Below are 12,646 nucleotides of genomic sequence, written 5' to 3'. Positions count from 1 at the left end.
TTGACAATTTATATCAAGATATTGATCTCTATGATAATACCATCCTACTTATGACCAATCCTTTTACCAGTCCAATATCCGACTTTGCGCCTTCGATTTATAAATTTCGAATTATTGACACCCTTGACATAAATGGTTACAACTGTTTTAAACTTGCTTTTCAGCCTCGAAACAAACAGGATTTTGCTTTTGGCGGAAACTTATACATAACAAATGATAGCCGTTATGCTTTGGTAAAAGCTGATATGCGTATTTCAAAAGATATCAATCTGAATTTTGTTAATGATATGGAAATCATTCAGGAATATTCATTCATCAACAATAAAGCCTGGATGCTGACAACTGATAAATTGGTTGTTGATTTTAACTTAGGAGAGAAAGGCATTGGCATGTTTGGTAGGAAAAGTGTTTATTACGATAACTTCATTTTTAACAAAATCATGCCTGATAGCTTGTATTCAGGACTCGAAAGGGAAATAAAAACATTGGGATTTAATGAAAGAGACAGCTTATTTTGGAAAAAAAATAGACTCGTTGATATAACAGAGCAAGAAAAAAATATTTATACAATGGTTGATAACGTTCAAAATGTACCTGCTTTTAAACGGACCATGGATGTCGTAATGTTATTAGTGGCTGGATATTGGAATTTTAATAAAATTGATGTGGGCCCTGTGAGTACTTTCTATAGCTTTAATGATGTGGAAGGTTTTCGTTTACGATTGGGAGGACAGACAAGCGATAAATTCAGTAAAAAGTTCAGGTTAAGCGGTTTCGGAATATACGGCTTTAAAGATAAACAGTTTAAATATTCGGGAATGGCAACCTTGTCGCTAAACAACAAACCACTAACCGACAACCCCAAGCACTATATTTCAGCCCAGTATCAGTACGAAACCAATTTTCCAGGAATGGATGTAGAATTTATTAATGAAGATAACTTCCTGCTTTCGTTTAAACGGGGCGTTGCCGATAAAATTCTCTACAACCGTATGTTTAATATTAAACATTATCGTGATTGGAAAAATGGATTTTCAACAACTCTTATTTTAAGAAACATTGAACAAAAGCCTGGCGGCACACTTTATTTCAATTACCAAGACGGTCATTCCGATCAATCTATAACTTCAAGCGAGATAACAGCTGCCATTCGTTTTGCACCTAACGAAAAGTTTTATCAGGGAATTAATTTTAAGAGCCCAATCATCACGAATCAACCCATTATACAGCTTAGCTATACACAAGGTATAAAAGGAATTTTTGGATCCGATTATTCTTATAGCAAATTGAAGTTTAATGTATTTAAACGGTTTTATTTGGGACCGTTTGGATTCACCAATACCTCGATGGAAACAGGTAAAATATTTGGGAAAGTTCCCTTTTTACTCCTTAACCTGCCTCGTGCGAACCAAACCTATTCATACCAACTTCGTTCATATAATATGATGAATTTTCTTGAATTTGCTAGTGACGAATATGTCAGTTTGTTTGTTGACCATCATTTTAATGGTTTTATTTTAAACAAAATCCCACTACTTAAGAAATTAAAATGGCGTTCTGTTGTTTCATTTAAAGGTTTATACGGAGGGATAACCGACAGAAATAATCCAGAAATTACATCAGGACTAATGAAATTTCCTGTAGATATAAATGGCAATCCAACCACTTTTTCTTTAGAAGAAAAACCATATATGGAAGCAAGTGTAGGAATTGGGAACATATTTAAATTCTTCAGGGTGGATATGGTCAGAAGGCTAACGTATTTGGATCATCCGGATGTGCCAGAGTATGGAATTAGAGTACGATTTAAATTTGATTTTTAAAAAAAGAAACATGAGACTACTACAACAAAAATTCGCAAGATATAATGTGCCTCAGATTGCAAAAGTAAACGGATTATATCCTTATTATCATTCGTTTGAATCAGGGCAGGATACCGAAGTTATAGTAAATGGCGAAAAAGCACTAATGTTTGGTTCCAATAGTTATTTGGGCTTAACTAACCATCCTGAAATTATAGAAGCTGCAAAAAAGGCACTCAATAAATATGGAACAGGAGCTTCTGGTTCCAGATTAATGAACGGAAACTTAGATTTACACAACGAACTTGAAAATAATTTGGCGGAATTTGTAAACAAACCTGCTGCTACTGTTTTTAGCACTGGATTTCAGGTAAATATGGGAACTATTCCAAGTCTTGTGGGTAGAAATGATTTGATTGTATATGATGAAAAAAGTCATGCCTCTATTATTGAAGGATGCAGACTTGCTTTTGCAAAAAATCTAAAATATAAACATAATAACATGGAGGCTTTGGAGAAAATCCTCCAAAAAACAGATAAAAACCATACAACCTTAATTATTACGGATGGTATCTTTAGCATGGAAGGGGATATTGCACCTCTCGATAAAATATGTAAATTAGCTGATAAATACTCAGCCTCTGTAATGGTTGATGATGCGCATGCATTAGGTGTAATTGGGGAAAATGGGTCAGGTACGGCCTCTTATTTTAATATTACTGAAAAAACAGACTTGATAATGGGAACGTTCAGTAAATCCTTAGCTTCTTTAGGTGGTTTTATTGCTGGGGACTTTGAAACCATCAATTATATCAAGCATAATGCACGCTCCTTGGTATTTAGTGCCGGAATTCCTCCAGCATCGGCAGCAACAGTGTTAAAAGCATTAGAAATAATTAAAAGGGAGCCGGAAAGAATCTCGCGATTGTGGAAAAATACAAATTATGCTTCCGAGTGTCTTCTACAAGAAGGTTTTTCTATTGGAGAGAGTACAACACCTATTATTCCTATACTTATTGGAGATGATATTAAAACCTTTCAATATGGCGTAATGTTACTGAAAGAAGGAATTTATGTTAATCCAGTAGTAAGTCCAGGCGTAGAAAAGGGTAAAGCCATGCTACGATTTTCGTTGATGGCAACACATACCAAAGAACAAATTGACATTGCCGTTGACAAGTTGATTAAATGTCGCAAATTAATTGAAACTGTTGAGCCTATTGAGAAATACTAATACATAACAAACACTTCAATATCATGGAAAATATTTTAGTAAAAGAAGTTGTATCGAAATCCGATCTTAAAAAATTTATTGTTTTTCCTGACAAATTATACAAAGGCAATAAATACAGAGTTCCACAATTACATATGTACGAAAAAGCAGCTTTAATGCCCGAAAAGAACCCTGCTTTTGAATTTTGTGAAGCAAAATACTGGCTGGCGTATAAAAACAAAAAAATAGTGGGTAGGATAGCAGCCATCATCAATCATAAGTCCAACGAAATTTGGAACGAAAAACACATGCGTTTCGGATGGATTGATTTTATAGATGATATTGAAGTATCCTCTTTACTTATTAAAACCGTTGAAAACTGGGCAAGACAAAAAGGAATGACTGCCGTGCATGGTCCTCTAGGTTTTTCCGATATGGATTTGGAAGGAATGCTAATTGAGGGTTTTAATGAGATTGCTACACAAGCCACCATTTATAACTACCCTTATTATCCTGTTCACCTCGAAAAACTGGGTTATTCCAAAGATACCGACTGGGTTCAATTTGAGATCAAAATACCAGATAAAGTACCCGAAAAACTAAAAAGAATATCTTCGTTGGTATTGAAAAAATATAATCTGAAAATACTAGAAACAAAAAAGCCAAAAGATTTACTTCCTTATGCTAAAAGCATGTTTTATACTTTAAATGAGGCATTTAAATCTTTATACGGATTTGTTCCTTTAACCGATAAGCAAATAGAACGGTACACCAAAGATTATTTCTCCGCCATTGATGTGAAATATGTTTGTTTTGTTTTGGATGAAAATGATGAAGTCGCCGGGTTCGGGCTTTCAATACTTTCATTGTCAGAAGCATTGCAAAAAGCAAACGGAAAGCTTTTCCCTACTGGCTTTATCCATGTTTTAAAGGCACTTCGTAAAAACAACAAAGTAGATATGCTGTTACAAGCCGTAAAACCTGAATATCAAAATAAAGGAGTTGTAGCAATTTTTTACACAAATATGATGCAAGCGTATATTGATAACGATATTGAAATCGCTATTTCTAGTCATGCACTTGAGGATAACAAAAGCGCATTTTTAATGTTCAAAGATTATGAGATTCGTCAACATTTAAAAAGAAGATGTTATATTAAAAAAGAAATATGAAAAGAGTACTAATCACAGGCGCTAGCGGATTTATCGGTAGTTTCTTAGTTGAAGAGGCTATAAAGCGAGAATTTGAAGTCTTTGCTGGCGTACGCGCTTCAAGTAGTAGAGCCTATCTGAAACAGCCCGAACTTGTATTTTTTGAATCTAATTTGGCTGATAAATATGCCATAAAAAAAACCTTAATTAATTATAAAAATAAATACGGAAAGTTTGATTATATCATACACAATGCCGGATTAACAAAATCTTGTAATACATCTGATTTTGAAAAAGTTAATGTTCAAATAACCAAGAATCTTATTGAAGCTTTATCGGAACTAAATATTATTCCCGAAAAATTTATTTATATAAGTAGTCTTGCTGCTTATGGACCAGGCGATGAGCTTACGCTACAAGCCATAAAAGATACGGATTTACCAAATCCAGATTCATTATACGGAAAAAGTAAGCTTAAGGCAGAGCAGTTTCTTAAATCATTTGGAAACATTCCTCACCTAATCTTTAGACCAACAGGTGTTTACGGCCCCCGAGAAAAAGATTTCTATGTTTTGTTCAAAACCATAAATCAAGGACTCGAAACCTTTATCGGATCAACAGAACAATATATTTCATTAATCTATATTAAAGATTTAACACGTCTCATATTTGATGCTTTAGAATCCAATACGGTAAATAAATCTTATTTCCTATCTGATTTGGAGAATCACACCGCATTAAAATTCAATGCTATTATTAAGCAGGTCTTAAATAAAAAGACTATCCGTATCGTATTCCCAAAACAATTGGTGAAGCTAATAGCACTTATCAATGGGAAATTATCTTGTGCTTTTGGGAAAGTAGCAACTTTAAATTCCGAGAAATACAAAGAAATAAGTTGTAAAAACTGGCTGTGCGATAGTAGTGCTACAGTAAGCGATTTTGGTTTTAAACCAGAATATAACTTAGAAAAAGGCGTTCGGGAAACAATAGCTTGGTATAAAAAAGAGAACTTATTATAGTAGCATTTATGAAGTTGACGTTCAGCATAATGATTGTTTTGTTTGGCTTAGTATCCGTAAATGATACCGAGCGAAGCAATTATCCTACACCTCCGGAAAGTGAAGAAATGCTGTTTTATATACAGCGAAACCATAATAGTAATACCATTGTTTACACGGCTAATTTTGATGAAAAGGGGGATTTAGTTGAAGATAAACCCGTAGATGTTTACTGGATTCGGTATGAAGAAGACGGACGAAGAATGGAATTGCGAGATATTGAAAAACTCTTTGCCTATGGTGTCAAAAGCACTAAGATTGAAACCAAGGAGAATAAATATAAAATTAAACTTGTAGCTGATGATGAAAGAGATTTTCAATTGGTTCAAGAAGCTCCTTTTAAAGCGGTTATCTATACCTTAATTAATAACAAACCATCACGATTGAAACATTTGTATATTTTTGCTGATAATTCAGGATTCTGGCCAAAAGTTAAATATATAGAATTGTTTGGTGAGGATAGTAAAACTAGAAAGAGTTGTTACGAGAAGAGATACACTGATTGAATACTGAAATAATCTATGGAGTTTCAAAGATTTACAAAAACAAATATACTAACTAATAGCTTAATTGTTATTATTTACTTATTATGGACCAATATCATTGGAGGAATTAGACCGGAGCATTATTTTCTCGTAGTTTTGTGGGTAGTAATGTTTTATTCTTTCGATACTAGTCGAAGAATAGTTATAGGCTTTTCAATATTTATTATTTTTTGGATTATTTATGATTCTATGAGAATTATACCTAATTACGAAGTATCTACAGTTCACATCAAAGAGCCGTATCTCTTTGAGAAGTATTTGTTTGGGATTAATTTTAATGGGGAATTATTAACTCCCAATGAATATTTTGCTAGAATCAGTAATAAATTTATGGATTTTATTTCGGGCTTTTTCTATATAAATTGGATGCCTGTACCAATTGGTTTTGGTATATATTTGTTTATCAAAGATAAATATCTTTTTCTTAAATTTTCTATAGCTTTTTTACTTGTTAACCTAGTGGGATTTTCAATTTATTATATTTACCCTGCTGCTCCCCCTTGGTACGTAGAACTTTATGGTTTCGATTTACATTTTGGTATACCCGGGAATAGAGCCGGATTGGCAAGATTTGATGAATTAGTAGGAATTCCCGTCTTTGCAAATATTTATAATAAAAATGCAAATGTTTTAGCTGCAATGCCTTCATTACACGCATCCTATCCTGTAATTGTACTTTTTTATGCTATAAAAAAACGTTTAGGATGGATAAATGTATTATTTGCCATATTTATGTTAGGGATTTGGTTTTCTGCTGTTTATTCAGGTCATCATTATATAATTGATGTAACCCTAGGCATATGCATTGCTATTATTACCGTTACACTATTTGAATTAGCAACGAAATATTCATTTTTCGAGAAACCGATAAAAAAACTTACTAAAATTATTACTATAGATAAGTTTAACTAATTATGATTAGAGAAATCAATTTACATTTAACAGAAATTATAAAACCTGCATAAATAAAAAAACACATACAAATCAAATGCTAATCGATTCCTGCAAAATCGCTCCAGCCGCTGATATAAATAACATCGTATGTAGCATTGTATTTTACTAAAACGCTAACAGTTCTATCATCACTCCCCCAATGAGTTATGGGTAATTCCGAACCAACACTAACATTTTCATTATATCCAACCATTACCGTTGTTCCTCCATTATCAACACCAATGCGATATTCGCTCCAATGTAAATTTGGAATTGGTAGAGTAAAAAAAGTTGATTCTCCGGGAGCCAAAGTTAAACCTCCTGTTAATAAATTACTTCCCCACTCTCCTATTGGCTGATTAGCCTCTTGAGTTAGCCCTCTTGATCTAATCTCAATGGTAGTAATTGTGTATTCGGAATTAACATCATTAAAAAACTGCACATAAAGTGCATCATCTGCATCATCTCCCTCTGTAGTCTTGTCACAAGAAGAAAATGTAAAGAAAATAAGAATTAAAGCTACAAGTGAAAATAATTTTGTTTTCATGATAAGAAGTTTTTATTTATACATACTCTTTTGTACAACAAGTTTACAGAAAAAATATAATTTAGGCAAATCATTTAAAAATGTTATAACCAAAAATTATTACAAATCTGTTTATCTAGCAAAATCGCTCCAGCTAGCAATATAAATTGCGTCTTTGCTTTCATCATACTTTACTTCAATGCTAACCTTTCTATCGTTGCTTTCCAAATGGCTAATAGGTAATGCCCCCTGAACACCAATAAGTGGATTTGGTAATACCATTTCTGTATTCCCGTTTCCATCAATAACCCCAATACGATATTCGCTCCATTCGTATGTAGGAATATTCAAAACAAATGAAGTAGAAGACCCTGGGTCTAAAATCAAACCACCTGCCAATAAATTATTTCCCCACTCTCCCATTTCCTGATTCTCTTCACCAATTAATCCACGAGAACGTATTTCTATAACTTTAATTGAAAAATCTGAATTAGAGTCATTAAAAAATTGAACATTCAAGGGGTCATCTATTAACTCTTCTGTATTTTTAGTGCAAGCCAAAAAAGTAAACATAAAAATAATTCCCACTAAAAACAAAGAGTTATTCCTTTTCATAAAATCGTATTTTATTAAGTATACTATTTCTTTATCTATTTGGTTACAAAAGAATTACAAAAGTATAAATTATAAATTAATGAAAAAATTAAATTATTTTAATAAATTAGGTAATTTTATGGCTATAAAATTATTCACTTATCACACATACCCGACATTATGAAAAAATTATCGCTCCTATTTATTAGTCTAATTTTTATATCATCATCTATCTTTGCTCAACGCGAACAAGATTCTCTTACTCTAATCAAATTTTACGAAGCTACCGGAGGTAATAACTGGGAAAGAAGCACCAACTGGCTCAGCTCAGAACCTATCTCGGAATGGATAGGAGTTACTGTTGCAGAAGACAGAGTCAAAGAACTTAGTTTTTACGCCAACAATTTAGAGGGGACACTCCCCGTTGAGATAGGCAACCTAAGTGCACTAACAGATCTAATAATTATTGGGGACCCTCTCCTTACAGGTAACTTACCCGATGAGATTGGAAATTTAACCGAACTTAGTCGACTAATATTACACGGGGATGGCTTTTCGGGAAATATCCCAACAAGTATAGGAAACCTAACGAAGCTAACAGAGTTAACACTATCGGATAATCAATTCTCAGGAAGTATTCCCGAAGAAATAGGAAACCTCAGCATTTTGGAAGAATTATTATTAGGTCAGAATGAATTATCGGGAACAATCCCTGCAACCCTTGGAAATCTCAGTATGCTTTCTCGTTTAGAACTTTCTGAAAATGATTTCTCAGGAGCTTTATTCCCCGAAATGATTAATCTTACGGCATTAGAACGTATTTATTTATCTGATAATGCATTTACTTCTTTAATTGATTTTTCCGGCTTTACCAATCTTCGGTATTTAGGCGTTGAATACAATATGCTCGATTTTGAGGATTTAGAATTAGCCAATATAAACCAAGATAATGTTAATATTAGTTATGAAAATCAAAAAATAAAATTACCCATTGAGAAAAGTCTATCGGGCTCAGAATACACTTTAAGTTCTACATATACGTACAACGGAACTACTTTTCAATGGCAAAGAGATGCTCAAACTATTAATGGGGAAACTAACGATAGTATTATTGTTGCAGATAATGAGATTGGCGTTTATGATTATGTAGCAAGCCATCCAAACTGGCCGGATTTAAGCTTAGAAAGTGAATCTGTCATTATTGGCGATTTACATGGAGGCGTTATTTTATCCGATTCTTTAGCTTTAGCAGATTTATATCAAAATACAGATGGAGACAAATGGTATTCGCATATTGGATATAATGATACCCCAGACAATTGGTTATCTGAAGAACCCATTTCTCGCTGGTGGGGTGTAAGTATTTCTAACGGTAGAGTAATCTCTATCGATTTGGAAGAAAACAACCTAACAGGAACAATTCCAACTTCCATTGGAGATTTAGACTCTCTTAATTTCTTATCCCTTGAAGACAATAAATTAACAGGAACTATTCCTGCTGAAATAGGAACTCTTAGCAGTCTAAAAGAGCTGTATTTATCTAACAATCAACTTACGGGAACTATTCCTGCGGAGATGGAAAACTTAAGCAAACTTGAAATATTATATCTCAGAAACAATAATTTAGATGGCGTAATTCCTTCCGGAATTAATCAGCTAAACAAATTAACCAAATTAAGTCTTAGGAATAATCAATTTAGCGGTAACCTACCAGACTTATCGAATCTCATATCATTAACTTATTTATCAATCTCTAATAATGAACTTACCGGTTTATCCGATTTATCTGCACTTACAAATCTTACTACAATTTATCTTTCATCTAATTTATTCGATTTTGAATCCTTTGAAGTAACACAAATTGATTGGTCGACAGATGGCTTTCATTATAGTCCTCAGAATTATCAACTACCCCATTCAGAGCAAATAAGCGGCTCCAACATTACCTTATCTGTAAATTACGATTATGCAGGAACAACTTATCAGTGGTATAAAGACAAGCAACCTATTTTAAATGAAACTACCAAAACTTTAACAATAGCAGACTCAAATGAAGGAGTTTATCAGTGTAAAGCCAATCATAATAATTTACCCGAACTTACATTAGAAACAGAAGTTTATATCAACGGTGAATTACATGGCGGCGTTCTCCTCTCCGATTCGTTAGCTTTAGTTGCATTTTATAATTCCACCAATGGCGATACTTGGACAGATAATACCAATTGGTTAAGCAATGAACCCATAGATGACTGGGAAGGAATTGTAGTAGAAAATGGGCGAGTTAATAACTTAGCTTTAACCGAAAATAATTTAATTGGAAACTTACCTTTAGAGATTGGAGATTTAACTTACTTAAATAAAATTATACTATGGGATAATATGTTAAGTGGCAATATTCCAAGCGAGATAGGAAATTTGAAAAGTATAGAGGGTTTATACTTAAACAACAATCAGCTGAGCGGAAGTATTCCAACAACAATAGGCGAAATGAAAAACCTAACTGATATTTGGTTAGATAATAACAATCTCACAGGAGAAATTCCTTCTGAAATTGGAAATATTGCAGGACTCCAACGATTTTATGCTGATGGCAATCAATTAACAGGAACAATACCTGTCTCTTTCGGACAGCTTCAAGAACTCTATGTTCTACTTTTAGATAGGAATCAACTTAGCGGTTCTTTACCTATAGAGATGGCCAACATGAGCGATCTAAGAATTTTTCGCATCAACGATAATAAGTTTAATGATTTAACCGACCTATCTGCATTGCCTGAGCTTTTTGACTGTCAAGTACAGAATAACCTCCTCGATTTTGAAAGTATTGATAAAGCGCAAATTGATTGGGGAGGGTATTATTCAAAATATGATCCTCAAAATTTGATTCTTCCAATACTTGAATCTAACGATGGAACCAATTACACTTTTGAAGTAGATTATACCTATGCGGGAGTAACTTATCAATGGTATAAAAATGATATTTTAATTGATGGCGAAACAAATCAAAGCATTAGTTTTCCAATGACAGAATTGGGAGATTATTACTGTCTTGTTGATTATGCAAACTTACCGGATTTGACTCTGAAAAGCGAAACAATCTCTATTACCACAGTTAGAATAGAAAAACCCGGAGCTTTTGTTTCAAAAGTTTTTCCTAATCCTACTTTTGATTATTTAAAAATTCAAATTGAAAAACCTTTGGAAAACACAGCTTTTTTAGAACTTAAAAGTATAACAGGAAATACAGTTCTAACACAAAATGTAGGTAATAAAACACAAATAAAACTTCAACTCAGCCATTTATCAAAAGGGATTTATTTTCTTAAAATAAGAAACGGTGAGGAAACATTTGTACAGAAAATTATACTAAAATAAAAACAAAAATCCCGTCAGCTTCTTCCGAACTGACGGGATTAAATATAATATTTAAGTCAAATCTACTGAGACAGCTTCTCTAATAAATCTTCTATTAAAGCCGTAACACTTGGCTTATAATCTTTGGCATATTCTTTTCTCAGCCTATTGGCGATAATAGCACAAACTGTCATTGCATTATGACCAAGAGCTTTACTTAAGCCATAAAGCGCAGATGTTTCCATTTCAAAATTGGTAATACGATAATCTTTATATCTAAAATTAGAAATCCGATCATTCAAATCAGGATAAGCTAAATCTAAACGCAAAACACGACCTTGTGGACCAAAGAATCCTGGGGCTGTTGCCGTTATCCCTTTCAAATAACCTTTCTCCATTTTATCAAAAAGCTTATTACTTCCGGAAACAATATATGCTTTTGGCAAATCAGCCGGCCAAGCAGTTTGTTGTAAAAAAGCCTCGGTCAATTCAGTATCTTCAACTTCTTTACCGGCAGCATAAAAACGCATCAAACCATCCAAACCAATACCATGAGTAGACATCACATAAGATCCTACCGGAATATCTTCCTGCATAGCGCCGGAAGTTCCTAACCTAATAATATTCAAGGACTTATGCTCTGTTTTAGGTGTGCGAGTGTCCAAATCAATATTTACAACTGCATCTAATTCATTGATAACAATATCCAAATTATCAGTCCCCATACCGGTCGACATAACCGTCAAACGTTTTTTTCCAACATATCCGGTATGTGTTACTATTTCGCGGTTACTCATTTTAAATTCTATCGAATCAAAATAAGCAGAGATCACCGGAACTCTTCCGGGATCACCAACAACAATTATATCATCAGCAATATTTTCAGGTTTTAATCTCAAATGATAAATGCTACCATTAGGATTTAATATCAATTCCGATTCTGCGATTCTTTTCATGCTCACTAAATTTAATGTAATTTTGTACAAAAAATAAATGTCAAACCTATTTTGGCTTTCCGTATCAATTTCTCCGGCTAATTAAAACGCCAAATTTCTACGATAAGCCTTTACCGATTTGACAAAAAGCAAAAGTACAAATTTTCAATTAATAAATAATGATTGCAGAAATTATAAGTATAGGCGATGAATTACTCATCGGACAAGTAATCAACACCAACGCCTCTTGGATGAGCGAGCTACTAAATCGTAATGGCATAAAAGTCAAACAAATAAAGGCAATTGCCGATGATAAAAAAGACATTCTAAACTCCATAGATAATAGTTTCAAATCAGCCGATTTAATTTTATTAACAGGTGGCTTAGGCCCAACAAAAGATGATATTACCAAACATACGCTTTGTGAGTATTTTGATACAAAATTAGTTTTCAACGAAGATGCTTTTAGTAGAATAAAAGAGATTTTCCGCCTACGTAATTTTAAAGTAAGTGCTGTAAATAAAGCGCAAGC

11 protein-coding genes are annotated in these 12,646 nt (G+C 33.3%); 8 read left to right on the top strand and 3 right to left on the bottom strand.

The features are described from left to right. The 6 genes from J7K39_11630 to J7K39_11605 all read left to right on the top strand — a co-directional run. Nucleotides 1-1,823 (top strand): hypothetical protein (locus J7K39_11630; GenBank protein MCD6180542.1); only part of this gene is annotated, 1,823 nt, incomplete at its 5' end. Between the two features lie 10 nt (nt 1,824-1,833). Then, nucleotides 1,834-3,036, top strand: a complete 1,203-nt coding sequence (locus J7K39_11625) for a pyridoxal phosphate-dependent aminotransferase family protein (protein MCD6180541.1) — start codon at nt 1,834-1,836, stop codon at nt 3,034-3,036. Between the two features lie 23 nt (nt 3,037-3,059). Further along, the gene (locus tag J7K39_11620) at nt 3,060-4,187 is read left to right on the top strand and encodes an N-acetyltransferase (GenBank protein ID MCD6180540.1); all 1,128 of its coding nucleotides are present in this window, start codon (nt 3,060-3,062) and stop codon (nt 4,185-4,187) included. Continuing rightward, the gene (locus J7K39_11615) at nt 4,184-5,188 is read left to right on the top strand and encodes an NAD(P)-dependent oxidoreductase (GenBank protein MCD6180539.1); all 1,005 of its coding nucleotides are present in this window, start codon (nt 4,184-4,186) and stop codon (nt 5,186-5,188) included. The genes J7K39_11620 and J7K39_11615 overlap by 4 nt, the downstream gene beginning before the upstream one ends. An 8-nt stretch (nt 5,189-5,196) precedes the next feature. After that, entirely contained in the window at nt 5,197-5,733 is a 537-nt protein-coding gene (locus tag J7K39_11610) for a DUF4833 domain-containing protein (protein ID MCD6180538.1), read from the top strand. A 15-nt stretch (nt 5,734-5,748) separates the two neighbouring features. Then, a complete protein-coding gene (locus J7K39_11605; GenBank protein ID MCD6180537.1) occupies nt 5,749-6,684 on the top strand; it encodes an inositol phosphorylceramide synthase in 936 nt (311 codons plus the stop codon). A gap of 79 nt (nt 6,685-6,763) precedes the next feature. On the opposite strand, the gene J7K39_11600 is transcribed toward J7K39_11605, so the two are convergent. Beyond that, entirely contained in the window at nt 6,764-7,252 is a 489-nt protein-coding gene (locus J7K39_11600) for a hypothetical protein (protein MCD6180536.1), read from the bottom strand. Between the two features lie 111 nt (nt 7,253-7,363). Beyond that, nucleotides 7,364-7,846: a hypothetical protein gene (locus tag J7K39_11595; protein ID MCD6180535.1), complete on the bottom strand. Its 483-nt coding sequence runs from the start codon at nt 7,844-7,846 to the stop codon at nt 7,364-7,366. A gap of 159 nt (nt 7,847-8,005) precedes the next feature. Between J7K39_11595 and J7K39_11590 the strand changes: the two genes are divergently transcribed. After that, nucleotides 8,006-11,200, top strand: coding sequence for a leucine-rich repeat domain-containing protein (locus J7K39_11590; GenBank protein ID MCD6180534.1), 3,195 nt, complete (start codon nt 8,006-8,008; stop codon nt 11,198-11,200). A 62-nt stretch (nt 11,201-11,262) separates the two neighbouring features. Here the strand turns inward: J7K39_11590 and J7K39_11585 are convergent, their stop codons facing one another. Further along, the gene (locus J7K39_11585; protein MCD6180533.1) at nt 11,263-12,135 is read right to left on the bottom strand and encodes a nucleoside phosphorylase; all 873 of its coding nucleotides are present in this window, start codon (nt 12,133-12,135) and stop codon (nt 11,263-11,265) included. A 158-nt stretch (nt 12,136-12,293) separates the two neighbouring features. Here J7K39_11585 and J7K39_11580 point away from each other — a divergent pair. After that, nucleotides 12,294-12,646: damage-inducible protein CinA (locus J7K39_11580; protein MCD6180532.1), on the top strand; the 353-nt coding region annotated here is incomplete at its 3' end.

This window comes from Bacteroidales bacterium, from assembly GCA_021157585.1.
Taxonomy (GTDB): Bacteria; Bacteroidota; Bacteroidia; order Bacteroidales; family UBA12170; genus UBA12170.
This window is presented reverse-complemented; position numbering and strand designations above follow the sequence as displayed.

What these genes read in the sequence shown, in the direction of transcription:
- J7K39_11595 (MCD6180535.1), bottom strand. Translation starts at nt 7,846, where the DNA reads ATGAAAAGGAATAACTCTTTGTTTTTAGTGGGAATTATTTTTATGTTT.
- J7K39_11605 (MCD6180537.1), top strand. Translation starts at nt 5,749, where the DNA reads ATGGAGTTTCAAAGATTTACAAAAACAAATATACTAACTAATAGCTTA.
- J7K39_11585 (MCD6180533.1), bottom strand. Translation starts at nt 12,135, where the DNA reads ATGAAAAGAATCGCAGAATCGGAATTGATATTAAATCCTAATGGTAGC.
- J7K39_11625 (MCD6180541.1), top strand. Translation starts at nt 1,834, where the DNA reads ATGAGACTACTACAACAAAAATTCGCAAGATATAATGTGCCTCAGATT.
- J7K39_11610 (MCD6180538.1), top strand. Translation starts at nt 5,197, where the DNA reads ATGAAGTTGACGTTCAGCATAATGATTGTTTTGTTTGGCTTAGTATCC.
- J7K39_11620 (MCD6180540.1), top strand. Translation starts at nt 3,060, where the DNA reads ATGGAAAATATTTTAGTAAAAGAAGTTGTATCGAAATCCGATCTTAAA.
- J7K39_11590 (MCD6180534.1), top strand. Translation starts at nt 8,006, where the DNA reads ATGAAAAAATTATCGCTCCTATTTATTAGTCTAATTTTTATATCATCA.
- J7K39_11600 (MCD6180536.1), bottom strand. Translation starts at nt 7,252, where the DNA reads ATGAAAACAAAATTATTTTCACTTGTAGCTTTAATTCTTATTTTCTTT.
- J7K39_11615 (MCD6180539.1), top strand. Translation starts at nt 4,184, where the DNA reads ATGAAAAGAGTACTAATCACAGGCGCTAGCGGATTTATCGGTAGTTTC.